General features: G+C 72.6%; 24 protein-coding genes. 13 read left to right on the top strand and 11 right to left on the bottom strand.

Features of this window, described 5'->3' with window-relative positions; all coding sequences use genetic code 11:
* Positions 1-194 precede the first annotated feature (194 nt).
* Both hflX and ML5_RS32540 read left to right on the top strand, forming a co-directional pair.
* On the top strand, positions 195-1,658 hold the full coding sequence (hflX, locus tag ML5_RS09095; protein WP_013474486.1) for a GTPase HflX: 1,464 nt from the start codon (positions 195-197) through the stop codon (positions 1,656-1,658).
* 50 nt (positions 1,659-1,708) lie between these two features.
* On the top strand, positions 1,709-3,460 hold the full coding sequence (locus tag ML5_RS32540; protein ID WP_013474487.1) for a hypothetical protein: 1,752 nt from the start codon (positions 1,709-1,711) through the stop codon (positions 3,458-3,460).
* A 54-nt stretch (positions 3,461-3,514) separates the two neighbouring features.
* Here ML5_RS32540 and lexA read toward each other — a convergent pair whose 3' ends face one another.
* The gene (gene lexA, locus ML5_RS09105; protein ID WP_013284750.1) at positions 3,515-4,297 is read right to left on the bottom strand and encodes a transcriptional repressor LexA; all 783 of its coding nucleotides are present in this window, start codon (positions 4,295-4,297) and stop codon (positions 3,515-3,517) included.
* 489 nt (positions 4,298-4,786) lie between these two features.
* Between lexA and nrdR the strand changes: the two genes are divergently transcribed.
* Both nrdR and ML5_RS09115 read left to right on the top strand, forming a co-directional pair.
* Positions 4,787-5,287 carry a transcriptional regulator NrdR gene (gene nrdR / locus ML5_RS09110; RefSeq protein ID WP_013474488.1) on the top strand — a complete coding sequence of 167 codons (501 nt, stop codon included), beginning with the start codon at positions 4,787-4,789 and terminating at the stop codon, positions 5,285-5,287.
* 38 nt (positions 5,288-5,325) lie between these two features.
* Entirely contained in the window at positions 5,326-8,220 is a 2,895-nt protein-coding gene (locus ML5_RS09115; RefSeq protein ID WP_013474489.1) for a vitamin B12-dependent ribonucleotide reductase, read from the top strand.
* Between the two features lie 372 nt (positions 8,221-8,592).
* Here the strand turns inward: ML5_RS09115 and ML5_RS09120 are convergent, their stop codons facing one another.
* Genes ML5_RS09120 through ML5_RS32745 form a run of 3 tightly spaced genes read right to left on the bottom strand, consistent with a single transcriptional unit; the run spans position 8,593 to position 9,686 of the window.
* Positions 8,593-8,781: a DUF397 domain-containing protein gene (locus tag ML5_RS09120; protein WP_013474491.1), complete on the bottom strand. Its 189-nt coding sequence runs from the start codon at positions 8,779-8,781 to the stop codon at positions 8,593-8,595.
* A 16-nt stretch (positions 8,782-8,797) separates the two neighbouring features.
* Positions 8,798-9,418 (bottom strand): DUF5753 domain-containing protein, encoded by a 621-nt coding sequence (locus ML5_RS09125; protein WP_236619383.1) that lies wholly within the window; start codon positions 9,416-9,418, stop codon positions 8,798-8,800.
* Positions 9,342-9,686: a helix-turn-helix domain-containing protein gene (locus ML5_RS32745; RefSeq protein ID WP_236619384.1), complete on the bottom strand. Its 345-nt coding sequence runs from the start codon at positions 9,684-9,686 to the stop codon at positions 9,342-9,344. Before ML5_RS32745 ends, ML5_RS09125 begins: the two co-directional genes overlap by 77 nt.
* 265 nt (positions 9,687-9,951) lie before the next feature.
* Between ML5_RS32745 and ML5_RS09130 the strand changes: the two genes are divergently transcribed.
* The 5 genes from ML5_RS09130 to ML5_RS09155 all read left to right on the top strand — a co-directional run bounded on the left by ML5_RS09130 (position 9,952) and on the right by ML5_RS09155 (position 14,038).
* Complete coding sequence (locus ML5_RS09130; RefSeq protein WP_013284757.1) at positions 9,952-10,131, top strand: hypothetical protein; 180 nt, start codon at positions 9,952-9,954, stop codon at positions 10,129-10,131.
* Positions 10,132-10,571: 440 nt separating this feature from the next.
* The gene (locus tag ML5_RS09140) at positions 10,572-11,507 is read left to right on the top strand and encodes a DUF2332 domain-containing protein (RefSeq protein WP_013474493.1); all 936 of its coding nucleotides are present in this window, start codon (positions 10,572-10,574) and stop codon (positions 11,505-11,507) included.
* Between the two features lie 192 nt (positions 11,508-11,699).
* Positions 11,700-13,142 (top strand): alpha/beta hydrolase, encoded by a 1,443-nt coding sequence (locus ML5_RS09145; RefSeq protein ID WP_013474494.1) that lies wholly within the window; start codon positions 11,700-11,702, stop codon positions 13,140-13,142.
* 29 nt (positions 13,143-13,171) lie between these two features.
* Positions 13,172-13,402, top strand: coding sequence for a DUF5522 domain-containing protein (locus ML5_RS09150; RefSeq protein WP_013474495.1), 231 nt, complete (start codon positions 13,172-13,174; stop codon positions 13,400-13,402).
* An 87-nt stretch (positions 13,403-13,489) separates the two neighbouring features.
* Positions 13,490-14,038, top strand: coding sequence for a hypothetical protein (locus ML5_RS09155; RefSeq protein ID WP_013474496.1), 549 nt, complete (start codon positions 13,490-13,492; stop codon positions 14,036-14,038).
* A 37-nt stretch (positions 14,039-14,075) separates the two neighbouring features.
* Here the strand turns inward: ML5_RS09155 and ML5_RS09160 are convergent, their stop codons facing one another.
* Positions 14,076-14,762 carry a metal-dependent transcriptional regulator gene (locus tag ML5_RS09160; RefSeq protein WP_013474497.1) on the bottom strand — a complete coding sequence of 229 codons (687 nt, stop codon included), beginning with the start codon at positions 14,760-14,762 and terminating at the stop codon, positions 14,076-14,078.
* A 97-nt stretch (positions 14,763-14,859) separates the two neighbouring features.
* Here ML5_RS09160 and ML5_RS09165 point away from each other — a divergent pair, with 97 nt between their 5' ends.
* Genes ML5_RS09165 through ML5_RS09175 form a run of 3 tightly spaced genes read left to right on the top strand, consistent with a single transcriptional unit; the run spans position 14,860 to position 19,527 of the window.
* On the top strand, positions 14,860-15,717 hold the full coding sequence (locus tag ML5_RS09165; RefSeq protein ID WP_013284765.1) for a sulfurtransferase: 858 nt from the start codon (positions 14,860-14,862) through the stop codon (positions 15,715-15,717).
* Between the two features lie 47 nt (positions 15,718-15,764).
* Positions 15,765-16,946, top strand: coding sequence for an acetoin utilization protein AcuC (locus ML5_RS09170; protein ID WP_013474498.1), 1,182 nt, complete (start codon positions 15,765-15,767; stop codon positions 16,944-16,946).
* A gap of 25 nt (positions 16,947-16,971) precedes the next feature.
* Complete coding sequence (locus ML5_RS09175; RefSeq protein WP_013474499.1) at positions 16,972-19,527, top strand: bifunctional GNAT family N-acetyltransferase/acetate--CoA ligase family protein; 2,556 nt, start codon at positions 16,972-16,974, stop codon at positions 19,525-19,527.
* Positions 19,528-19,582: 55 nt separating this feature from the next.
* Here the strand turns inward: ML5_RS09175 and ML5_RS09180 are convergent, their stop codons facing one another.
* The 4 genes from ML5_RS09180 to sigB all read right to left on the bottom strand — a co-directional run bounded on the left by ML5_RS09180 (position 19,583) and on the right by sigB (position 21,906).
* The gene (locus ML5_RS09180; protein ID WP_013284768.1) at positions 19,583-19,990 is read right to left on the bottom strand and encodes a VOC family protein; all 408 of its coding nucleotides are present in this window, start codon (positions 19,988-19,990) and stop codon (positions 19,583-19,585) included.
* On the bottom strand, positions 19,987-20,478 hold the full coding sequence (locus tag ML5_RS09185; RefSeq protein WP_013284769.1) for an SRPBCC family protein: 492 nt from the start codon (positions 20,476-20,478) through the stop codon (positions 19,987-19,989). The genes ML5_RS09180 and ML5_RS09185 overlap by 4 nt, the downstream gene beginning before the upstream one ends.
* A complete protein-coding gene (locus ML5_RS09190) occupies positions 20,475-20,816 on the bottom strand; it encodes a helix-turn-helix transcriptional regulator (RefSeq protein ID WP_198039690.1) in 342 nt (113 codons plus the stop codon). Before ML5_RS09190 ends, ML5_RS09185 begins: the two co-directional genes overlap by 4 nt.
* A gap of 103 nt (positions 20,817-20,919) precedes the next feature.
* Entirely contained in the window at positions 20,920-21,906 is a 987-nt protein-coding gene (gene sigB, locus ML5_RS09195) for an RNA polymerase sigma factor SigB (protein WP_013284771.1), read from the bottom strand.
* Positions 21,907-22,126: 220 nt separating this feature from the next.
* Here sigB and ML5_RS09200 point away from each other — a divergent pair, with 220 nt between their 5' ends.
* Complete coding sequence (locus ML5_RS09200; RefSeq protein ID WP_013284772.1) at positions 22,127-22,915, top strand: sporulation protein; 789 nt, start codon at positions 22,127-22,129, stop codon at positions 22,913-22,915.
* A 3-nt stretch (positions 22,916-22,918) separates the two neighbouring features.
* On the opposite strand, the gene dtd is transcribed toward ML5_RS09200, so the two are convergent.
* Both dtd and ML5_RS09210 read right to left on the bottom strand, forming a co-directional pair.
* Positions 22,919-23,341, bottom strand: a complete 423-nt coding sequence (dtd, locus tag ML5_RS09205) for a D-aminoacyl-tRNA deacylase (RefSeq protein WP_013474500.1) — start codon at positions 23,339-23,341, stop codon at positions 22,919-22,921.
* A complete protein-coding gene (locus ML5_RS09210; protein WP_041784161.1) occupies positions 23,341-24,825 on the bottom strand; it encodes a methyltransferase in 1,485 nt (494 codons plus the stop codon). Before ML5_RS09210 ends, dtd begins: the two co-directional genes overlap by 1 nt.
* Between the last annotated feature and the right edge of the window lie 24 nt (positions 24,826-24,849).

Genomic DNA, 24,849 nt, shown 5'->3' on the forward strand with positions numbered 1-24,849 from the left:
AGAAACTCCTCCGTCGGCGCTGAGCGGCTCGACTGGCATTTCTACTCGCCCGCCCAGGTCGCCCGGCATCCGCCCCCGCTACCCGTCGGTAGCGTCACGGGCATAACACAGGTGCGTCCGGCGTTGTCACATGTCAGGATTGCTGTCACGCGCCGAAAATTCTCGGCGTTGCCCAAAACGGACAGGAGACGCATTTGCGCGAGCAGGAGACCTTCCATCCCTACACCGACGACGAGTTCGACGCCACCACCGGCGAGTACGAGCTGTCGGAGCGGCAGGCGCTGCGGCGGGTCCCCGGCCTCTCCACCGAACTCACAGACATCACCGAGGTCGAATACCGTCAGCTTCGGCTGGAGCGGGTCGTCCTCGTGGGGGTCTGGACCGAGGGCACCCAGTCCGACGCCGACAACAGCCTCACCGAGCTGGCGGCGCTGGCCGAGACGGCCGGTTCGCAGGTGCTCGAAGGGCTGATCCAGCGTCGTCACCGGCCCGACCCGGCCACGTACATCGGCCGGGGCAAGGTCGACGACCTGGGCGCGGTAGTGCTGTCCACCGGCGCCGACACGATCATCTGTGACGGTGAGCTGTCGCCGTCGCAGCTGCGCAACCTGGAGCAGCGCACCAAGGTCAAGGTGGTCGACCGGACCGCCCTGATCCTCGACATCTTCGCCCAGCACGCCAAGAGCAAGGAGGGCAAGGCGCAGGTCGAGCTGGCCCAGCTCGAATACCTGCTGCCGCGCCTGCGCGGCTGGGGCGAGACGCTGTCCCGGCAGACCGGTGGTAGCGGCCGCGGCGGTGGCGCCGGCGGCGGCGTGGGTCTGCGTGGTCCCGGTGAGACCAAGCTGGAGACCGACCGGCGGCGCATCCGCCACCGCATCGCGCGGCTGCGCCGCGAGATCAAGAGCATGGCGACGGTACGCCAGACGAAGCGCGCCCGGCGTACCCGTAACGCGGTGCCCGCGGTGGCCATCGCCGGCTACACGAACGCCGGCAAGTCCAGCCTGCTCAACCGCCTCACCGGTGCGGGCGTGCTGGTGGAGAACGCGCTGTTCGCCACGCTGGACCCGACCACCCGCCGGGCCACCACGTCCGACGGCCGGCTCTACACGCTGTCCGACACGGTCGGGTTCGTCCGGCACCTGCCGCACCAGATCGTCGAGGCGTTCCGCTCGACGCTGGAGGAGGTCGCCGACGCCGACCTGGTCGTGCACGTGGTCGACGGCACCCACCCGGACCCGGAGGAGCAGGTCCGGGCGGTACGCGAGGTGCTCGCCGAGGTGGGCGCGGACCGGCTGCCGGAACTCCTGGTGGTGAACAAGACCGACGCCACCGACGAGGAGACGATGCTGCGGCTCAAGCGGCTCTGGCCGGACGCGGTCTTCGTCTCCGCCCACAGCGGGCGCGGGATCGACGAGATGCGCGAGGCCGTCGAGCGGCGGCTGCCCCGGCCTGCGGTCGAGGTGCGCGCGGTGCTCCCGTACGACCGGGGTGACCTGGTCTCCCGGGTGCACCGGCAGGGTGAGGTGCTCAGCACCGCGCACCTGCCCGAGGGCACGCTGGTGCACGTGCGGGTCAGCGAGGGTCTGGCCGCGGAACTCGCGCCGTACCGGGCGGGTGACCGGCTGACCAGCGACGAGCGGGTGGGCGCCGGGCGGTGAGCCGTCCGGCGTCACCCGCCGGAAACCCGCGCCGTGCGACACTGAGCGTCATGCGGCACGTTGTCTCCTCGGTCACGCTCGCGCTCGGCCTGGTCGGCGCGGTCGTGGCGCCGGCCGGGCCGGCCCCGGCGGCTCCCGCCGCGGCCCCCGTGCTGGCCGCGGCTCCCAAGAAGAAGTGCACTGTCGAGGACAATCGCCTCCGCGAGCTGTCCGGTCTGGTGGCCACCAGCAACGGGTACGTCGTGATCAACGACGGCTCGGACGACCCCAGCCGCAAGCGGGTCTTCTACCTGGACACCAAGTGCAAGGTCGACAAGGAGGTCCGTTACTCCGGTGACGGGCCGCTCGACACCGAGGACCTCGCGCTCAGCCCGGACCGCAAGACCCTCTGGATCGCCGACACCGGCGACAACGTGGAGAAGAAGACGCGCCGGGAGCGGGTAGCGGTCTGGACGATGCCGCTGAGCGGCTCGAAGCAGCCGGTGCTGCACCGGCTCAGCTACCCGGGCAAGGAGCCGCACGACGCGGAGGCCCTGCTCGTCGGCGACGACAACATGCCGCTGGTGATCACCAAGGATCTCTCCGGCAAGTCGGAGATCTTCACCCCGACGGTGAAGCTGAAGGCGAGCGGTGACACCGAGCCGATCCCGATGAAGAAGGTCGGCGAGGTCACGCTCCCGAAGACGAACACCGAGAACAAGTTCGGCTCGCCCGGGCGGGCGCTGGTCACCGGCGCCGCCCGCTCGCCCGACGGCAGCAAGGTCGTGCTGCGCACGTACGCCGACGCGTTCGAGTTCGACGTGGCCGGCGGCGACCTCGTCAAGGCGATCACCACCGGCAAGCCCCGGGTCACCCCGCTGGCCGACCCGTTCGGCGAGGCGATCTCCTACACGCCGGACGGCAAGTTGTTCGTCACCGTCTCCGACGGCGGCACGCTCGACGAGTCGGATCCGATCGACATCCTCAGCTACACCCCGTCGACCACCGGCGCCGAGGCGCTGCCGAACGGCGGCAAGGCCGAGACCAAGGCGTCCGCCGAGAAGTCCTGGCTCGAAGGGCTCTCGCTCGACGAGATCACGTACCTGATCGCGGCGGTCGGGGTGCTCGGCGCGCTCCTGGTCGGCGCGGGCGTCTTCGGCATCCTGCGGGCGCGGCGCAAGCCGGCGCCCCGGGCGCCCGCCGACGAGCCCGAGCACAGCGGCGAGTTCCCGGTGAACAACGGCTTCCCGTCGGGCGAACGGCCGGACGCCCCGCGCGGCGGTGTCTACGGCGGCGGTCAGGGCGGCGTCTACGGCGGCGCGGCCAACGGCGACCGCCCGGCGTCCGGCGGTGTCTACGGCGGTGGCCGGCAAGGCGGCGGCGTGTACGGTGGCGGCCCTCAGGACGGCGGTCGCGGCCAGGGCGGTGGCCGTCCTCCGGGCGCGGGCCGTCCGCAGGGCGGCGGCGTCTACGGCGGCGGCGGAGCCCCGGCCGGCGGCGGAGGGCGCGGAGGCGGCGTCTACGGCGGCGGAGGCCAGGGCGGACCGGGCGCAGGCCAGGGCGGTCCCGGTCGTGGCGGCCCGGGTGGCGGCCAGGGCAGTCCGGGTCGTGGCGGCCCGGGTGGCGGCTACGGCGGCGGCCCGGGCGGCGCCGGATACCGCGGCCAGCCGAACGGCGGCGGGCCGCGCGCAGAGGGCGGCCGGGCCGAGCCGCCGCGCCGCGGACAGGAGCCGCGTGGCGGGCGTCGCGACGGTTACGACGACCAGGGCCGGTACGGCCCGGTGTCCGGCGGTGGCCGGGAGTACCGCGGCGACCGCTACTGAGACGACACGGAAAAGGGGTGACCGGCGACGGTCACCCCTTTTCGCTGCTGTCGGTCAGATGCGGCGCAGGACCGCCACCACGCGGCCCATGATGGTGGCGTCGTCACCGGGGATCGGGTCGAAGGCCGGGTTCTGCGGCATCAGCCAGACGTGCCCGTCCCGCCGCCGGTAGGTCTTCACCGTCGCCTCACCGTCGAGCATGGCGGCCACGATGTCGCCGACCTCGGCGTTCGGCTGCTGCCGGACGACCACCCAGTCACCGTCGCAGATCGCCGCGTCGAGCATCGAGTCGCCCTTGACCTGGAGCATGAAGACCTCGCCCTCACCGACCAGCTCGCGGGGGAGGGGGAAGATGTCCTCCACCGCCTGCTCGGCCAGGATCGGCCCACCGGCGGCGATGCGGCCCAGCATCGGCACGTACGCCGGGGCGGGCCGCTGCGCGCGGGCCGCCTCGTCGTCCGCCTCGCCCGGCGCGCGGACGTCGACGGCGCGCGGACGGTTCGGGTCGCGGCGCAGGAAGCCCTTCTTCTCCAGCTCCTTGAGCTGGTAGGCGACGCTGGACGGGGACACCAGCCCGACCGCCTCGCCGATCTCGCGCACGCTCGGCGGGTAGCCGTGGCGCTCGACCCAGTTGCGGATGAACTCCAGGATCCGCCGCTGCCGGGCGGTCAGGTCGACGGTCGCCGGGTCGGGGAAGCTGCTCACCACCGGGGTGACCGGACGCACCGCCGCGGGGGCGGTGCGGCTGCGGGCGGTGCGGGGGCGACGGGTCGCCGGAGGACCCGCCCCGTCGTTCGGCTGCGGGTTCTTCTGCCGGCTGGCCCGGTCCTCGGTCACGTCCGTCCCTCCCTGGTCGGCGCTGGGGTGCCTCGTCGGCTCGTGGTGCGTGTGGTCTGACCGTATAGGTGAGATCGGCCATTTTCAAACATCTGTACGACCTGCTGTCGGCGTGTCGCGCCGAATTCCTGGATTTCCGAACTGGTGTTCTGATAGAAGAGTACGCCGCTCGAACGGATGTTCTATCCCGGCCGGCCGTGACTAGCACGGGAGGCCGTCCGTTGGGCTCCTCGGTGGCGTCGTGCCGGGCGTGATCCTGATGACGCGCCGGACACGCCCGCCAACTTGACCTCGCTTGGGGTTCGGCATACGGTCGACCCCTAGATGTAGTAGTCACACGGGCGTAAGTTGCCTACAGGTTGGGTTCGACTACCGAACGCACTCCCGCACCGCGCACTCGGCGACGGTCATCGGACGATGGCCCCGCCGTGTCGACGCGTGCCCGGGAGCCGGTAGGTGTGCCCGCGATCGACGGAGGAGGTCGGGCGAATGCGGTGTCCGTACTGCCGGCACGCCGACTCCCGGGTGGTCGACTCGCGGGAGGCCGACGACGGCCAGCTCATCCGGCGGCGACGGTCGTGCCCGGAGTGCGGCAAGCGGTTCACCACCGTCGAGGAGGCGGTGCTCGCGGTGGTCAAGCGCAGCGGGGTGACCGAGCCGTTCAGCCGTACGAAGATCATCGGTGGGGTGCGCAAGGCGTGCCAGGGGCGCCCGGTCGACGACGACTCGATCGCGCTGCTGGCACAGAAGGTCGAGGAGACCGTGCGGGCCAAGGGGGCGGCCGAGATCCCCAGCCACGAGGTGGGCCTGGCCATCCTCGGCCCGTTGCGTGACCTCGACGAGGTGGCCTACATGCGGTTCGCCAGCGTCTACCGGTCCTTCGACTCGCTCGCCGACTTCGAGCGCGAGATCGAGGCGCTGCGGGCCGCCGCGCGCGCCCGGGAGGGCGCCGGTGCCGGTGCGGCGGACGCCGCCGGCGCGATCAGCTGACATTCACGGGTTTCTGACAGGTACACGAGGCGCGGTGGGTGACCGTTGCCGACGAGGGGGGCGAGGGCGTGACGACCAGCAAGTCACGGAACAAGGCCGGGGCGGGGCTGAAGATCGAGCGCGTCTGGACGACCGAGGGGGTGCATCCCTACGACGAGGTCGCCTGGGAGCGCCGCGACGTCGTCATGACGAACTGGCGGGACGGCTCGATCAACTTCGAGCAGCGCGGGGTGGAGTTCCCCGAGTCCTGGTCGGTGAACGCGGCGAACATCGTGACCACCAAGTACTTCCGGGGCGCGGTGGGGACCCCGGAGCGGGAGTGGTCGCTGCGGCAGCTGATCGACCGGGTGGTCGAGACCTACCGCACCGCCGGTGAGGAGTACGGCTACTTCGCCACCCCGGCCGACGCCGAGGTGTTCGCGCACGAGCTGACCTGGATGCTGCTGCACCAGGTGTTCAGCTTCAACTCGCCGGTGTGGTTCAACGTCGGCACGCCGTCGCCGCAGCAGGTCAGCGCCTGCTTCATCCTCTCCGTCGACGACTCGATGGACTCGATCCTCGACTGGTACAAGGAGGAGGGGCGGATCTTCCAGGGCGGCTCCGGCGCCGGGGTCAACCTCTCCCGGATCCGTTCCTCGAAGGAGCTGCTCTCCTCCGGCGGCACCGCCTCCGGCCCGGTCAGCTTCATGCGCGGCGCGGACGCCTCCGCCGGCACCATCAAGTCCGGTGGCGCCACCCGGCGCGCCGCGAAGATGGTCATCCTCGACGTGGACCACCCGGACATCGAGGAGTTCGTGGCGACCAAGGCGCGCGAGGAGGACAAGATCCGCGCGCTGCGGGACGCCGGGTTCGACATGGACCTGGGCGGCGCCGACATCGTCAGCGTGCAGTACCAGAACGCCAACAACTCGGTCCGCGTCTCCGACGAGTTCATGACCGCGGTGGAGAACGGCGGCGGCTTCGACCTGCGCGGCCGGCTCGACGGGCAGACCATCGAGACGATCGACGCCAAGAAGCTGTTCCACACCATCTCCCAGGCGGCCTGGGAGTGCGCCGACCCGGGCCTGCAGTACGACGACACCATCAACGACTGGCACACCTGCCCGGAGACCGGGCGGATCACCGCGTCGAACCCGTGCTCGGAGTACCTGCACCTGGACAACTCCTCGTGCAACCTGGCCTCGCTGAACCTGATGAAGTTCCTCCGCGCCGACGGCGGCTTCGAGGTGGAGAAGTTCGTCAAGTCGGTCGAGTTCGTCATCACCGCGATGGACATCTCGATCTGCTTCGCCGACTTCCCGACCGAGAAGATCGGTGAGACCACCCGCGCCTACCGGCAGCTCGGCATCGGGTACGCCAACCTGGGCGCGCTGCTGATGGCCTCCGGCCTGCCGTACGACTCGGAGCAGGGCCGGGAGGTGTCCGCCGCGATCACCTCGCTGATGACCGGCACCGCCTACCGCCGTTCCGCCGAGCTGGCCGGCATCGTCGGCCCGTACGACGGCTACGCCCGCAACGCCGAGCCGCACAAGCGGGTCATGCGCAAGCACGCCGCCGCAAACGACGCGATCAAGCCGACCGGCACCGTGGCGACCGCCGTGCAGCGCGAGGCGACCAAGCAGTGGACGCTGGGCAACAAGCTCGGTGACAAGTTCGGCTGGCGCAACTCGCAGGCCAGCGTGCTCGCCCCGACCGGCACCATCGGCCTGATGATGGACTGCGACACCACCGGTGTCGAGCCGGACCTGGCACTGGTGAAGTTCAAGAAGCTGGTCGGCGGCGGCTCGATGCAGATCGTCAACCAGACCGTGCCGCGTGCCCTGCGCAGCCTCGGCTACCCCGAGGAGCAGGTCGAGGCGATCGTCGAGCACATCGCCGACCACGGCCACGTGGTGGACGCCCCGGGCCTCAAGCCGGAGCACTACCCGGTCTTCGACTGCGCGATGGGCGAGCGCTCGATCGCGCCGATGGGTCACGTGCGGATGATGGCGGCCGTCCAGCCGTTCATCTCCGGCGCCATCTCCAAGACGGTCAACATGCCGGAGCAGGCCACCGTCGAGGACGTCGAGAAGATCTACTTCGAGGGCTGGAAGCTCGGCCTCAAGGCGCTGGCGATCTACCGGGACAACTGCAAGGTCGGCCAGCCGCTGTCGGCCGCCAAGCCGAACAAGGCCACCGCCGAGACGCAGGCCCCGGCCGCCGAGGTCGAGAAGGTCGTGGAGAAGGTCGTCGAGTACCGCCCGGTGCGCAAGCGGCTGCCGAAGAAGCGCCCGTCGCAGACGGTCTCCTTCTCGGTCGGCGGCGCGGAGGGCTACCTCACCGCCTCGTCCTACCCGGACGACGGCCTCGGCGAGGTCTTCCTCAAGATGTCGAAGCAGGGCTCGACCCTGGCCGGTGTGATGGACGCCTTCTCGGTGGCCATCTCCATCGGTCTCCAGTACGGCGTCCCGCTGGAGACGTACGTCAGCAAGTTCACCAACATGCGCTTCGAGCCGGCCGGCATGACCGACGACCCGGACGTGCGGATGGCCGCCTCGGTGATGGACTACATCTTCCGTCGCCTGGCGCTGGACTTCCTGCCGTACGACCGCCGCGCCGAGCTGGGCATCTTCACCGCCAAGGAGCGGGCCGCCCAGCTCCGGGCCGAGGCGGAGGCGGAGGCGAGCGGTGCGGACCTCACCGCGATGGCCGCCTCCGCCCCGGTCGAGGCGCCCGAGCCGAAGACCGGCCCGATCGCGCAGCCGGCGCAGGAGATGGCCGACGCCGCGGCCGTGAAGCCCGCGCCGTCGGTGGGTTCCAGCACCGAACTGCTGGAGGCCGTGATCGGCAAGGCCGCTGACGCGCCGCTCTGCTTCACCTGCGGCACGAAGATGCGGCCCGCCGGCAGCTGCTACGTCTGCGAGGGCTGCGGCTCCACCAGCGGCTGCAGCTGACGAAAGCAACGAGCCCCGGGCGTTGGCGCGCCCGGGGCTCGTGAGCCGGGACGGAGCCCGACCTGCTTCTAAAGCAAGGCAGATCATCGCTCCTCCCGGCTCGGTCGAGCAAGTCGATCGAGTACGGAGAGGAGGTGTTCTCAGTCATGGCGAAGAAAGGTGCCAGCACGTATCGCAGCGCGGTCACCGGTCGTTACGTGACGGCTAAGTACGGTCAGTCGCACCCGAAGACGACCGTCAAGGAGAGCAAGAAGTAGCGAGTTGAGGCGGTCACCGGGCGGTGGCCGCCTCAACTTCTGGCGGCCCTCGCTATGCCTGGTCGCATTCGAGCTGACAGGGCCGATGGCGGTGTGCGCTCTGGCGGGTCGCGGTTCAGCGCAAGGTGCTGAGGAACGCTTTCCAGGCAGGGTTGCCGATGCGCAGGACCGGGCCAGCCGCATCCTTGCTGTCGCGGATCAGGATGCCCCCGTTGACGGCGGCAACCTCCACGCACGCGCCGCCGTTGTTGTCGCTGCGACTCGACTTGCGCCACTTGACGCCGAGGCGATCCTGGTATGTCATCGCCACCTCCAGTTCGTCAGCGCGTCAGCTCCCCCGCCAGTTGCTGGATGAGCTTGCGCGACTCTACCGGCCCGAGCGCGGCGGCCCGGAGCCGGTCCCACAGCCGAGTGTAGGCCCGTACAGCGTCCGGCCGGTCCAGGTAATCCGCGTCGGTGAACGTCTCCACGTAGATCACGTCGGAGCCCGCGTCATCACCGAAGCGAAGGATGATGAAGTTGAAGGACGTCGTTTCGTAGGTCTGCGCGTCGAAGGGGAAGACCTGGAGCGAGACGTTTGGCTGATTGCTCACTTCCACGAGATGGCGGAGCTGGGCGCTCATGGTGTCGACGTCACCGATGTTCCGCCGGAGCGCGGATTCGCTCAGGATGAAGCTCAGCTCCGGGCCGCCGTCCTGACGCAAGATCGCCTGCCGCTCAAGTCTGATGGCAACCGTTCGGTCCAGATCCTCGTCGTTGGGGCGCGGGTGGGCGGTGGCGTTCATCGCGCGGATGTAGGGCTCGGTCTGGAGGATGCCGGGAACGACCTCCGGTTGGTACCAGCGGATCTCCGACGCGTCACCCTCAGTCGAGGTACTGGCGGAACCAATCGGGCACGGCGTTGCGGTATGTGCTCCACCGCCCTCGCTGGCGCCCGGCACGAGCGAGTTCCCGTAACGGCTCGGCTTCCTCGCCCGTAACGCCGTACAGGTCGAGCAGGAGATGCAGGTCGGTCAGCTTGATGCCCGACTGGCCCAGCTCGATGCGGCTGATCTTGCTCGCTGCGGCATCGATGACTGCTGCCGCCTCGTCCTGCGTCCTGCCGGCGTGCTCCCGAGCCCGCTTGAGCGCGAGTCCGAGCCGCCTGCGCTGGATTGTCGGGTTGACCATCGGCTGATTATCGCCCTCCGCATCGAGATGACGCGACACGCTCGGCAGGGTTCCAAAATAGGAGTCCAACTTTTAGTCTAGTTGGGCTTCCAAATTGGAAGTCTAAATTTGGGAGGCGGCATGCGCGCTCGTGTGTCGTACGAGGAGTACGTGGTGGCGGTCGCGCTGACCCTCGCCCGGCGGCACCGTCCGGTGTGGTCCTGGCGGCGGTGCGGCGGATCTGCCGCTGCGGTGCGGAACTGCCGTGCCGCGCACGCCATCGCATCCCGATCCGTCGCGGCCACTGGCCGGGAGAGGAGCAGACGTGACGGAGTCGCAGGTCCGGCAGATCCTGTCGGTGCACGTACCCGGCCTCGACGGCTTCTGCACGGGGTGCCGGGCATGGTGGGCGCGCCTGTCTCCGTACCCCTGTCAGCAGGTCGAATGGGCGGCCCGCCGGCAGGCGCGGACCGCCACCCGGCGCTTCCTGGACGGCCTCCGGTGACCACCCACGGGCCGGTTCTTCCGGTGTGGAGCTGCGGTGGGTGTGGCGCTCCGTGGCCCTGCCCGACGCGGCGTCGTGAGCTGCGGGCCGAGTTCGCCGGAGCGCCGGTGTCGTTGGGCTTGTACATGGGGTCTTATCTGGTGTGGGCGGCGGAGGATCTGACCTGGGTGCCGGCCGGGGTGTTGCATCAGCGCTTCCTCGGGTGGGTGCGATGAGTGTCATTCGGCCGGGCGACGAACGGTTTCATTACTGCGACGGCTCGCATCGATGGGTGCCGCTCGATCCTGACTTCGACCAGGAGGTCTGGGAGGCCATGGTGCGCGAACACCAACAGCGGCACCTGGAGGAGATCTCCCGAGGGCTTCGTCCCCGTCGGCCCAAACGGCCATAGGTGCCCACTGTCACACCCCATCGTGTACGCGAGCTGGAATGCTCGGGGGATGAGCACGGCAGACATCTATCGGGTCTTCGCCGAGCGTGAGACGCGCGGCGTGTCCCCGGCGTACGAGCGGTTGTCGCGGTCGGTGGCCGGTGACCCGGAGCTGCTCGCCCTGCTCGACACGCTGCCGCCGGCCAAGCGTCAGCCGAACCTGCTGTTCGGGGTGGTGCGGCTGCGCGGTGGGCCGGTGGACGACCCGGCGGCGTTCCGCGCGTACGTGATGGGGCACTGGCCGGACGTCGCGGCGCAGATGCGGGTGCGGGCGACGCAGACGAACGAGGCGGGGCGCTGCGCGGTGCTGCTGCCGGTGCTCGCCGCGTTGCCGCAGCCGCTGGCGTTGCTGGAGGTCGGCGCGTCCGCCGGGCTGTGCCTCTATCCGGACCGGTACGCCTACCGCTACGGCGACCGGCAGGTCGGCGAGGGCGAGCCGGTGCTCGACTGTGACCTGACCGGCACCGATCCGCCGCGGCGGCGCCCGGAGGTGGTGTGGCGGGCCGGGCTGGACGTGAACCCGCTCGACGTCACCGACCCGGCCGACGTGGCCTGGCTGGACGCGCTGATCTGGCCGGAACACCGGCACCGCCGGGAACGGCTGCGCGCCGCGGCTGCCGTCGCGGCGGCCGATCCGCCCCTGCTGGTACGCGGTGACCTGGTCGACGACCTGCCGGCGCTGGCAGCGCAGGCTCCGGCCGGGGCGACGCTCGTGGTGTTCCACAGTTCGGTGCTCTACCAGGTGCCGCCGCCCCGCCGGGACGCGTTCACCGCGCTGGTCCGGACGCTGCCCGGCCACTGGATCGCCAACGAGGACCCGTCAGTCCTGCCCCACGCCGACTTGCCCGAGCCGCCCGCCGAAGGCTTCCACAACGTCCTGGCCCTCGACGGCCGTCCCGTGGCCTGGACGACAGGCCACGGCCAGTCCCTCACCTGGTTCCGCTGACCCACCCGCCCCGCCCTTGTCTTCGGCGATCATGAAGTTGGCGGTGCGACACGCCGACGCGACGACCGCCAACTTCATGATCGACTCTCCGGCAGCACTCAGCCGACACCCGACCTGTACCGCACGTGAGGGCGGGGCAGCGAAGAGTGGTCGTCCTGGCTAGGGTTGACGATCTCGGCGGAGGGAGACGTCATGCGCGCCCGCGTGCTCCTCGCGTCGATGCTGCCGTTGATCTGGGGCGCTGTCGCCGGCTGGTGGACCCCGCGCGGGCCCGGCACGGTCGGCGCCGCACTCGTCTCCGTCGCGGTGAGCCTCGCCGTCGGACTGGCCGCCGGTTGGTTGAGCCGGTCCCGCTGGTTCATGCTTGTCGCGCCGGTGATCTTCGCGGTGGCCGTCGAGCTGGTCCGGCTGCGGCTGCGCGGGCCGACCGTCGACCGTCCGCACCTGTCCGGCTTCGGCGTCGTGGCGCTGCTCGCCGGCCGGGGCGTACACGGTCTGCTGAGCTTGTTGCCGCTGCTGGTCGGTGCCGCCTACGGCGCCGGACTGGCTCGCCGCCTCGACGCGGTGCCGCCGCGCCGGCCGGTGCCGCGCCGGCTGGGCCGGATCGGCGTCGGTCTGCTGGCCGCGTTGCTCGCGCTGGTCACCGTCGGCGCGGCCGTGCCGGGCCGCACCGACCCGATCCCCGGGGGCATCGCCCGCTTCGACACCGTCGACTCCTCCGGGCGCGAGCTGGGCCTGCTTATCAGGGGTACGGACCGCAGCGCCCCGGTACTGCTCGTGGTGCCCGGGCCACCGGGCGGCTCGGAGATCGGCGGGGTTCGCCGCCATCTGCCCGAACTGGAGCAGCGCTTCGTGGTGGCCGTGTGGGACCGTGCCGGCGGGCCGCGCTCCTGGTCGGGGTTCCGCGCCCCGTCGGACTGGCGCCTGGACGACGAGGTGGACGACCTGGTCGCGGTGGCCCGGCACCTGCGAAAACGGCTCGGCCGGGATCGGATCCACCTGGTCGCGCACTCCGGCGGCACCATCGCCGGCCTGCTCGCCGTGCGACAGCACCCGGAGCTGTTCGCCGCCTACGTGGGCGTCGGGCAGGTGGTGAGCCTGCGCGAGGCCGCTCGCAGCCAGTACGCCGACACCGTGGCCTGGGCCCGCCGCACCGGCCGGACGGCGCTCGCGGACCGGATGACCGCGCAGGGCCCGCCGCCCTACCGCGACGTCTGGGCGTACGAGCCGTTGCTGACCAATGAGGCCGGGGCCTTCCCGGTCGACCGGGAAGGCGCGAGCGAGGACGAGACCGGGACTGTCGGCAACCTGGGCGTGTCCGAGTACAGCCTGCTGGAGAAGGTGCACCTGTTCGGGTTCCTGGACGGCTGGGACGTGCTGTACCCCCGGTTGCAGGAGGTCGACTTCCGGCGTGACGTGCGGCAGCTCGCCGTGCCGGCGTACTTCGTGGACGGCGCGCAGGAGGTGCCGGGCCGGCTTCGCCTGTTCGACGAGTGGTACGCGCAGCTTCAAGCACCGCGCAAGGACCATCTGGTGATCCCGCGCGCCGGGCACCGTTCGATGTTCGAGCGGCCCGAGGCGTTCGTGCCGTACCTGGATCGCCTGCGGACCGACGGCGGCCCGGGCGGCAACTAGGGCGGGCAGGGCGTCCGTAGACTTCAGCGGTGCGTGACGAGCTGGCGGGACGGCCCCTGACCGAACCCCACCCGTCCCGGTTGTCGCCGGATCACCCCGGGCGGGAACGCATCCTCGCCGCGCACGCGGCCGCGCTCGCCGGGGAGGCCGGCTACCTGGACCCGGAGACCGGGCTGTTCGTGCTCAGCGCCGGGTTCCTGGCCCGGCGCGGCACGTGCTGCGGGCGAGGCTGCCGGCACTGTCCGTACGTGGCCGATTAGGGGGCTTCCGTCCCCGCTGGGGCACGCCGTACGGTGTCCGACGGAACTCCGGCGGGTCGGACCCGCCGCCGACCGCGGAGGTCTCCCGTGCGTGCCCGAATCTGGCTGGCCGTTCCGGCCGTCCTGCTCGCCGCCGGCTGCGCCGACGAGGCGCCGACCCGGTCCGGGCCGCCGGCCCCGCCTCCGCCGGTGCCGGTCGCGGCGGCGTCCTCGGGCGGGGCGTGCCGGCTGCTCGACTTCGCGGTGATCGCCGAGCACACCGGCGGCACGTTCGACGTGGCGGCGGCCACCGAGCGGGGCGACACCCACACGTGCGTGGTCCGGGCGGCCGGGGCGGTGCTGCCGGAGCTGACGCTGTCGGTGACCGAGACGTCGATCGACGCGGCCACGTTCGCCCTGGACGTGCAGCCGGGCGGCGCGGCGAAGATCAGCAAGCTGGGCAAGGCCGCCTACCGGCGCACGCTGCCCAAGACCGCGAAGTCCGGCCCGGCCGCCGAGGTCGGCTGGCTGGCCACCGAGGGACGGCTGGCCACCCTGCGCTGGACCGCCCCGGCCGGCACCGCGAAGGCGGAGGCGGACAAGACGGCCGGCAAGCTGGTCACGCTGGCCAAGGTGATCGACACCAGGCAGCTCTGATCGCAGGTAGCCGAGCAGCTCTGACCGGAAGCCGGCCTCAGCGGGCCGCGACGAACACCCGGGACGCCACCTCGCGGGGCAGCCGGACCCGGTCACCGGAGCGGTCGATGGAGACGGCGTCGCGTTCCTGCGCCACAGTCACTGTCGCGCCCGGGTCGACGCCGGCGGCGTGCAACTGCCGGAGCACGTCCGAGTCGGTCTGCACGCTCTCGCAGATCCGCCGCACCACGACCGGACCGGACAGGCCGGGGAAAGCCAGGTTGCGCTCGCCCTCGACGGTGTCGGCAAGCGTCTGGCCGGGGTCACCCAGCTCCGCCAGGCCCGGGATCGGGTTGCCGTACGGCGAGCGGGTCGGGCGGTTGAGCAGGTCGAAGACCCGCTTCTCCACCGCGTCGCTCATCACGTGCTCCCACCGGCAGGCCTCTTCGTGGGCCTCCTCGTAGGGCATCCCGATCACGTTCACCAGCAGCAACTCGGCCAGCCGGTGCTTGCGCATCACCGACACGGCGGTGTTGCGCCCCTGCGGCGTGAGAGTCAGGTGCCGGTCGCCCTCGACTGTGAGCAGGCCGTCGCGCTCCATGCGGGCGACGGTCTGGCTGACGGTCGGACCACTCTGCTTCAGCCGCTCGGCGATGCGGGCACGAAGCGGCGGCACCCCCTCCTCCTCGAGTTCGAGGATGGTGCGCAGGTACATCTCGGTGGTGTCAACAAGGTCGTGCTTCACGTCTGCGGCCTCCTGGGCTCCGATGGTACCCGCTCCCACCGACCGTCGACGCAGGCGAAGCCGGAGGTGGCGGGCCGAATGGTGTTGACTGGGCCGCATGGCCGCCACCACAGACCTGCTGGTCGAGCCCGACCGGCTCGCCGCCGAACTCGATCACGCCGACCCGCCGACCCTGCTCGACGTCCGCTGGCGGCTGACCGGCCCGCCCGGGCGCGACGACCACACCGCGGGCCACCTGCCCGGCGCCGTCTTCGTGGACCTGGACACCGAGCTGTGCGGGCCGCCCGGCGCCGCCGGGCGACACCCGCTTCCGGACCCGGCGGCGTTGCAGGCCGCGCTGCGGGCCGCGGGCGTCCGCGCCGGTCGTCCCGTGGTGGTGTACGACGGCGGCGACGGCATGTCCGCCGCCCGCGCCTGGTGGACGCTGCGCTGGGCCGGGCACCGGCAGGTGCGGGTGCTGCACGGCGGCTTCCCGGCCTGGACGGCAGCCGGCCTGCCGGTCGACACGAGCGTGCCCGCCCCGGTCCCGGGCGACGTGACGGTGGCGCCCGGCGCGTTGCCGGTGCTCGACGCCGCCGCTGCCGCCCGGCTCGCCGCCGCCGGGCCCGGCGTGCTGATCGACGTACGGGCCGCGCCGCGTTACCGGGGCGAGCACGAGCCGGTCGACCCGGTCGCCGGGCACGTGCCGGGCGCTGTGAACCTGCCCGCACCGGAGTACGTCACGCAGGGCCGGTTCCCCGCCGCCGAGGCGCTCCGGGAGCGGTTCGCCGCCGCCGGGGTGGACGCGGACGCGCCGGTCGGTGCGTACTGCGGCTCCGGGGTGACCGCCGCGCAGGCCGTGCTCGCGCTGCACCTGGCCGGTCGCCCGGACGCCGCGTTGTACGTCGGCTCGTGGAGCGAGTGGGTGGCCGACCCGGACCGTCCGGTCGCGACCGGTGGCACGTCCGGCCGGTGAGCGTACGACTGGTGGGCGCGTCCCGGACCACGTGCGACGATGGCCGCATGGCCGACGACACGGTGGTGGTGTGGGACGAGGCTCTCCTCGCCTACGACATGGGCGACCATCCCCTCGACCCGGTCCGGGTCGAGCTGACGATGGCGCTCGCCCGTGAACTGGGTGTGCTGGACCGGCCCGGCGTGCGGTTGGTCAAGCCCGAGCCGGCCGACGACGCGCTGCTCACGCGCGTACACGATCCGGCCTACCTGGACGCGGTCCGGTCCGCGCCGCGCGACCCGCTGTTCGCCGGCTTCGGTCTGGGCACCTCGGACAATCCGGTCTTCGACGGGATGCACGAGGCGAGCGCGCTGATCGCCGGCGCCACGACGGCCGCCGCCGAGGCGGTGTGGCGCGGCGACGCCCGGCGCGCGGTGAGCGTGGCCGGCGGGCTGCACCACGCGATGCCCGCCCGGGCCGCCGGGTTCTGCGTCTACAACGACCCGGCCGTGGCCATCGCGCGGCTGCTCGACCTCGGCGCGCAGCGCATCGCGTACGTGGACGTGGACGTGCACCACGGCGACGGCGTGCAGGAGATTTTCTACCGCGACCCGCGGGTGCTCACGATCAGCCTGCACGAGACGCCGCTCGCACTGTTCCCCGGCACCGGGTTCCCGGACGAGACCGGCGGCCCGGGCGCGGAGGGCACCGCCGTCAACGTGCCGCTGCCCCCGGGGGTGGGCGACGCGGGCTGGCAGCGGGCGTTCCACGCGATCGTGCCGTCGGTGCTGCGCGCGTTCCGGCCGCAGGTGCTGGTCACCCAGTGCGGCGCCGACGGGCACCGCAAGGATCCGCTGGCCGACCTGCACCTGTCGGTGGACGGGCAGCGGGCCACCTACCGCGCGCTGCGGGCGCTCGCCGACGAGCTGTGCGACGGCCGCTGGGTCGCCACCGGCGGCGGCGGGTACGCGCTGGTCGAGGTGGTGCCCCGGGCGTGGACGCACCTGCTGGCGATCGCCACCGGCGAGCCGGTCGACCCGGCCACGCTCACCCCGCCGGGCTGGCGGGACCTGGCCGCGCGGCGGCGACCCGGGCACGAGGTGCCGCTGCGGATGACCGACGACGTGGACCCGTCGTACCAGCCGTGGCAGCCCAGCGGCGAGCCGAACGCGGTGGACCGGGCCGTCGCGGCCACCCGCAAGGCCGTCTTCCCGCTGCTCGGGCTCGATCCGCACGACCCGCGCGACTGAGCCGGCGGCAGGGGAGGACCGACCGGTGACCACCGTCGAGCAACCGCTGGACGTGCTGCTCAGTGACGGCACGACCGTCCAGCTGCGACAGATCCGCCCGGAGGACGCGCCCGAGATCGTGGCCATGCACGGCCGTTTCTCGGAGCGCACCCGATACCTGCGGTACTTCTCGCCGTACCCGCGCATCCCGGAACGCGACCTGAAGCGCTTCGTCAACGTCGACCACCGCGACCGGGAGGCGTTCGTGGTGCTCGCCGGCGAGCGGATCGTCGCCGTCGGCCGCTACGAGCGGCTCGGCCCCGCCTCGCCCGAGGCCGAGGTGGCGTTCGTGGTCGAGGACGCCTACCAGGGCCGGGGCATCGGGTCGGTGCTGCTGGAGCACCTTGCCGACGCGGCCGGGCGCAACGGCATCGTGCACTTCGTCGCCGAGGTGCTCCCGGCCAACGGGGCGATGCTGCGGGTCTTCGCCGACTTCGGCTACCAGGTCCAGCGCCAGTACGCCGACGGCGTGGTGCACCTGAGCTTCCCGATCGCGCCCACCGAGGCGACCCTGGAGGTGCAGCGCGGCCGGGAGCACCGCACCGAGGCGCGGTCGATCGCCCGGCTGCTCGCGCCGCGCGGCATCGCCGTCTACGGCGCCAGCACCACCGGCCAGGGCGTCGGCGCGGCGCTGCTCGGGCACCTGCGCGACGGCGGCTTCGCCGGGGCGATCGTGCCGGTGCACCCGAGCGCGGCGACGGTGGCGGGGCTGCCCGCGTACCCGTCGGCTGCCGACGCCGGCCAGGACGTCGACCTCGCGGTGGTGGCTGTTCCGCCGGACGCGGTGACCGACGTGGTGCACGACGCGGCCCGCGCGGGCGCGCACGGCCTGGTGGTGATCTCCGCCGGGTTCGCCGAGTCCGGCCCGGCCGGCGCGGCGGCGCAGCGCGCGCTGGTCCGCGCCGCGCACCTGGCCGGCATGCGCGTGGTCGGCCCGAACTGCCTCGGCGTTGCCAACACCGACCCGGCGGTACGCCTCAACGCCACGCTCGCGCCGGTGCTGCCCGCGGCGGGCCGGGTCGGCGTGTTCAGCCAGTCCGGCGCGTTCGGGGTGGCGCTGCTGGCCGAGGCGTCCCGGCGCGGGCTCGGGCTGTCCAGCTTCGTCTCGGCCGGCAACCGGGCCGACGTGTCCGGCAACGACCTGCTCCAGTACTGGCAGGACGACCCGGCCACCGACGTCATCACGCTCTACCTGGAGACGTTCGGCAACCCGCGCAAGTTCGCCCGGCTGGCCCGGCGCATCGGCCGCCGCAAGCCGGTGGTGGCGCTCGCCTCGCTGGCCCGGCCGCCTGGTGTGGGGGACGCGCCCGCGCTGGACGCGGCTGCGGTGAGCGCGCTGTTCGCCCAGTCCGGGGTGATCCGGGTGGACACCGTGTCCGAACTGCTCGACGTGGGCGTGCTGCTGGCCCACCAGCCGCTGCCGGCCGGGCGGCGGGTGGCGGTGGTGGGCAACTCGTCGGCGCTGACCGGGCTGGCCGCGACCGCCTGCGCGGCCCAGGAACTGACAGTCGCCGACGGCTACCCGCAGGACGTCGGGCCGAGCGCGGGCGCCGCCGCGTACGCCGCCGCGCTCGGCGACGCGGTGGCCGACGAGCGGGTGGACGCCGTGGTGGCGGTGTTCGCGCCGCCGCTGCCGGGCCAGCTCGCCGACCCGGTGGCCGACTTCGCGGCGGCGCTGCCCGACGCGCGGGTCACCGGCAAGCCGGTGGTGGCGACGTTCCTGGCCGGGCTGGTGCCGGCCGGGGTGCCGGCGTACCCGAGCGTGGAGGAGGCGGTACGCGCGCTGGGCCGGGTGACCGCGTACGCGGACTGGCTGCGCCGGCCCGCCGGTGTGCTGCCGGAACTGGCCGACGTGGACCGGGCGGCCGGGCACGCCGCGCTGCGGCCCGACGGCGCCGACGCGGCGGCGTTGCTGCGCGCGTACGGGATCGACGTGGTGGAGTCGGTGCCGGCCGGCAGCGCCGAGGAGGTGCTGGCGGCTGCCGAACGGCTCGGCCGGCCGGTGGCGCTCAAGGCCGCCGCCCCCGGGTTGCGGCACCGCCTCGACCTGGGCGCGGTACGCCTCGACCTGACCGACGCCGCCGCGCTGCGCCGCGCGTACGCCGAGATGGCCCCGGTGTTCGGCGCGGAGGTGCTGGTCCAGCCGATGGTCGCGCCGGGTGTGGCGTGCGTGGTGGAGCTGGTGGAGGATCCGGCGTTCGGGCCGGTGGTCGGTTTCGGGCTCGGTGGCGTGGCGACCGAGCTGCTCGGCGACCGGGCCTGGCGGGCGGTCCCGCTCACCGACCGGGACGCCGCCGAACTGGTCGACGAGCCCCGCGCGGCGCCGCTGCTGCGCGGGCACCGGGGCGCCGCGCCGGTGGACCGGGCGGCCCTTGTCGACCTGCTGGTGCGGGTCGGCCGCCTGGCCGACGAGCAGCCGCGGGTGCGGTCGCTCACGCTCAACCCGGTGCTGGCCCGGCCGGACGGCATCTCGGTGCTGCACGCCACCGTGCGCACCGGCGCGGAGGCCGCCCGCCCGGACACCGGCCCGCGCCGCTTGTAAGGAAGGGCCCCTTCTTAACGCCTCCGGTAGAGAAGGGGCCCCCTTTTAACACCGCTCACCCACGCTCGGAGATCTGCTGCACCGACCACTCGTTGCCGTCCGGGTCGCGGAAGAACACGAAGCCGACGTTGTCCAGCGGATGCGGCACCGGGCGCGGGTTCTGGCCCATCACCTGGATCTCGCTCACCTCGACGCCCCGCTCGACCAGTTCGGCGCGCGCCCGCTCCAGGTCCGGTACGACGAGTTGCACGCCCTTGAGCGAGCCCGGCGGCATCTCCGGTACGACGCCCCGGCCGAGGACGATCGAGCACCCGGAGCCCGGGGGAGTGAGTTGGACGATCCGCCCCGCGCCGCCCAGATCCGTGTCGTGGTCGAGGACGAAGCCGAGCCGCTGCGCGTAGAACTCCTTGGCCCGGTCCACGTCGGAGACCGGCACCACCACCACTTCCAGTGTCCAGTTCATGTCGTCGCTCCTGTCGTCGAATCGGTGTGCAGCACTGCCGCGAGCCGGTCGAACGCCTCGCCCAGGCCGCGGGTCATCGGGTAGCGCAGGACGGTGTCGCGCCCCTGCGCGGTGGCGTACCGCAGGTGGGTGACGACTGTGGTCCGGTCCGCCGAGCCGGTGAAGTCGTGGCGGACCAGCGTCTCGCCCGGATAGGACTGGTCGTCGAAGAGTTCGGTGCAGACCAGCCGCGCCGGCGGGTCGACCTCCCGGTACGTGCCGCCCTGGCCCATCAGATCGCCGTCCGGGCCTCGGGAGACGAACCGCCAGCGCCCGCCCACCCGCAGGTCCACCTCGCACTCGACGAGGTGCCAGCCCCGGGCGCCCCACCAGCGGACCAGCAGCTCCGGGCGGGTGAAGGCGGCGAACACGAGGTGGCGCGGAGCGGCGAAGTCGCGGCTGAGCCGGATCTCCCGGTCGCCGGGCAGGGACACGGTCAGGCCGGTCACCGCTGCTCCCCGGCGGTCAGTTCGGCGAGCACCTCGTCCAGTCGCGCATAGCTCTCGGCCCAGTAGTCCCGGTAGTCCGCCAGCCACGCGACCGCCTCCCGCAGCGGCCGGGCGTCGAGCCGGCAGGGACGGCGCTGGGCGTCCCGGCCCCGGGTGACCAGGCCGGCGCGTTCGAGCACCTTGAGGTGCTTGGAGACGGCCGGCTGGCTCATCGCGAACGGCTCGGCCAGCTCGGTGACAGTCGCCTCCCCGGCGGCCAGCCGGGCGAGGATGGCACGCCGGGTGGGGTCGGCGAGCGCGGCGAAGGTGGCGTCGAGCAGATCCGCGGGCACTTTCATAACCTCCTGGTTGTGTAACCAGTCGGTTGTATACGGTGGGAGCGCCCGGGTCAAGCGCGACAGGCCCCGGCGAACCGCCGGGGCCTGTCGGGGCTGGGGTGGGTCAGCAGGCGTACGCCTCCAGCCGGTTCGCCCGCTCCGGGTCGCGCAGCTTGAGCAGCGTGACCTTCTCGATCTGCCGGATCCGCTCCCGGGACAGGCCGAACTCGCGGCCGACCTCGTCCAGCGTGCGCTGCCGGCCGTCGTCCAGGCCGAAGCGCAGCCGGATCACCGCCTGCTCCCGCTGGGACAGCGTGGCCAGCACGATGCGGACCTCGTTGCGCAGCTCGCCGTTGGTGGCGGCGTCGCCCGGCTCGGTACGCGGGTCGACGGCGGCGACGAAGTCGCCGAGCGCGCTCTCGCCGTCCTCGCCGACGGCCTGGTCCAGGCTGACCGGCTCCCGGTCGTAGGAGATCAGCTCGATCACCTGGAACTCCGGGATCTCCAGCGCCGTGGCGACCTCGCTGACGGTGGGCTCGCGGCCCAGCGTCACCGACAGCTCGCGGCGCACCCGGACCATCCGGTTGACCTGCTCGACCATGTGCACCGGGATGCGGATGGTGCGGGCCTGGTCGGCCATGGCGCGGGTGATGGCCTGGCGGATCCACCAGGTGGCGTAGGTGGAGAACTTGTAGCCCTTGGTGTAGTCGAACTTCTCGACCGCGCGGATCAGGCCGAGGTTGCCCTCCTGGATGAGGTCGAGGAAGGCCATGCCGCGACCGGTGTAGCGCTTGGCGATGCTCACCACCAGCCGCAGGTTGGCCTCCAGCAGGTGGTCCTTGGCGGCGCGGCCCTCGGCCGCGATCAGCGCCAGGTCCGCGTGCAGCTCGGCGGAGACGGGGGTGCAGGTGGCCAGCTTCTCCTCGGCGAAGAGGCCGGCCTCGATCCGCTTGCTCAGCTCGACCTCCTGCGCCGCGGTGAGCAGCTTGGTGCGGCCGATGCCGTTCAGGTACGCCCGGACCAGATCGGTGGAGACGCCGCGCTCGTCGGTGGCGTCGAGGTCCGTGAGGGTGACGTCCATGTCCTGGTGCTCGATCATCTGCTGGGTCATCTCTGTTCTCCCCGTGTCCGACGTGCCTACCGGTCCCGTGCCGCCCACGCGGTGGTGGCCGATGACAAACAGCTTGGCGGTCGGGGCGTGAGACGGGAGTGAGGCGATCGGAGACCCGACAGGAATCCCGGCCGGAATCCGGCGTTCCCTTGCCCGGCGCGGTTACCGTGCCACCGACCGGCCGTCGGGGCCGGCACGGCACTGACGATCGGAGAACGTGGTGGTCTTCAAGCGGCTCATGCAGGCGATGGGTGTGGGTGGACCGTCGGTGGAGACGGTGCTGGCCAACCCGAACTGCCGCCCCGGCGGCGAGCTGGCGGGCCGGATCCAGGTGGTCGGCGGCGACCACCCGGTGGACGTGAGCTACATCGCACTCGGCCTGGTCACGCGAGTCGAGGTGGAGAGCTCCGACAGCGAGTACGACGTGAACCAGGAGTTCGGCCGGGCCCAGGTGACCGGTGCGTTCCGGCTGGAGCCGGGGCAGCGGCACGACGTGCCGTTCCGCTTCCAGGTGCCCTGGGAGACGCCGCTGACCGACCTGTACGGCCAGCACCTGCACGGCATGACGATGGGTCTGCGTACCGAGCTGGAGGTGGCTCGGGCGATGGACAAGGGCGACCTGGACCCGGTGGCGGTGCACCCGCTGCCGGCCCACGAGCGGCTGCTGGAGGCGCTGCTACGGCTGGGCTTCCGGTTCGCGCGGGCCGACGTCGAGCGTGGACACATCTACGGTCTGCACCAGCAGCTGCCCTTCTACCAGGAGATCGAGTTCTACCCGGCGCCGCAGTACGCGGGCGCGATGAACCAGCTCGAGGTCACCTTCGTGACCGATCCGCGCCAGGTCCACGTGGTGCTGGAGCTGGACAAGCGGGGCGGCCTGTTCACCGAGGGCCGGGACGCGTTCGGCCGGTTCACGGTGGACCACGCGACGGCGGACCGGACGGACTGGGCCGCCCAGCTCGACGGCTGGCTGCGTCAGTCGCTGTCCCGCCGGGGGCTGTTCTTCTAGGCCTCAGAGGTCGAGCACGAGGGTCCGGGGACCGACGTTGACGCTCTCCACCAGCATGTGGGCGCGGAAGCGGCCGGTCTCCACCTTCGCACCCCGGGCGCGCAACTGTTCGACCACGGCGTCCACCAGGGGTTCGGCCACCTCGGCGGGCGCGGCGGCGGTCCAGCTCGGTCGCCGGCCCTTGCGGGCGTCGCCGTAGAGCGTGAACTGGCTGACCACCAGCAGCGGCGCCCCGACGTCGGCGGCGCTGCGCTCGTCGTCGAGGATGCGCAGCTCGTGCAGCTTGCGGGCCATGGTGGCGGCCACCTGCGGGGTGTCGGTGTGGGTGACGCCGAGCAGCACCAGCAGCCCGTCGGCGATCTCACCGGTCACCTCGTCGTCGACAGTCACCCGGGCCCGGCCGACGGTCTGCACCACCGCCCGCATCAGTCGGTCACCGGCTCGACGATGCCGCGCTCGACCAGGTGCGCCACGATCGGTCCGGCCGCCTCGGCCAGCTCGTCCGGGGCCACGTCGTGCGCGGCGGCCAGCAGGGCGAGCTGGTCGCGCAGCGGCAGCCGGCCGTCGGCACCGCCGACCAGGGCGAGCACCAGCGGGTCGATCTCCTCGGACCAGCGCAGCCCGCGCGGCATGGCCAGGACCTGCCGGTCCACAGCCCAGCCGTCGTCGCCCATGGTGGCCTCCTGCCGCAGCTGGAGCCCGTCGGCGGCGCGGTAGCGGGCGGCGAGCAGGCCCTCGGTGTCCCGGGTGCGCAGCCAGTCCTGCCGGGCGAACCACTCGCCGATCCGGTCGCCCAGCGGCGGCTCGACCCGCTGGCGCAGGTCCTCCACCCGGACGACCGGCTGGTCGTGGCCGGAGCGGCGCAGCGAGACGATGCCGAAGCCGATCGCCTCCACCTTGTGCGCGTCGAACCAGTCCAGCCAGGCCGCCATCCGCTGCGGGTCGGCGCTCTCGCCGACGTCGGTGAGCCACAGGTTCACGTACGCCATCGGGTCGGCCACCTCGCGCTGGATCACCCAGGCGTCCAGGCCGGTGCCGGCGAACCAGCCGGTGACCCGCTCGGCCCAGTCCTCGCCGGTGACGTGCACCCAGTTCGCCAGGTACTGCATGGTGCCGCCCTCGGTGAGCAGGTCCGGCGCGGCTGCGGCCAGCTCCGCGCCGATCGCGTCGCCGACCCGACCGGAGTCCCGGTAGACGTGCGTGGTGGTGCCCGGGCCGACCACGAACGGCGGGTTGCTGACCACCAGGTCGAAGCGGCGCCCGGCCACCGGCGCGACCATGTCCCCGCGCAGCAGCTCCCAGTCCTGACCGTTGAGCACGGCGGTGGTCGCGGCGAACCGCAGCGCCCGCTCGGAGACGTCGGTGGCGGTGACCCGGCGGGCGTGGGTGCCCAGGTGCAGCGCCTGGACGCCGGAGCCGGTGCCGAGGTCGAGCGCGGTGTCCACGGTCGGGCGGACGGCCGCCGAGATCAGCGTCTGGGTGGCGCCGCCGATGCCCAGCACGTGCTCGGCGTGCAGCGGGCGCCCGGGCCGCGCGCTGGCCGGCACGTCGGCGAGCACCCACCAGTCGTCCCCGTACGGCTCCAGGTCGACCCCGGCGCGCAGGCCGTCGCCGTGCCGCTCCACGATGCCTCCGGCCAGCGCCTCGTCCAGGGCGAGCGGGGCCAGCGCGGCGGCCACCGCCGCCTCCGGCTCGGTCTGGTCGCAGATGAAGACGCGGATCAGCGTGGCCAGCCGGTCCCGGTCCTCGGTGGCGCGCAGCGCGGCCCGGTAGTCGTTGCGGGCCACCGCGCCGGTGCCCTGCGGGCCCAGGCGGTCGGCGATCCCGTTGGCGGTGAAGCGGGCGAGCGTGAGCGCGGTGCGCAGCGCGTCGACCCCGGCGGGGGAGAGCAGCATGTCGTGACGGTCCACGTGCTCATCCTGCCTCGGGCGCGG

The organism is Micromonospora sp. L5, assembly GCF_000177655.2.
Taxonomy (GTDB): domain Bacteria; phylum Actinomycetota; class Actinomycetes; order Mycobacteriales; family Micromonosporaceae; genus Micromonospora; species Micromonospora aurantiaca.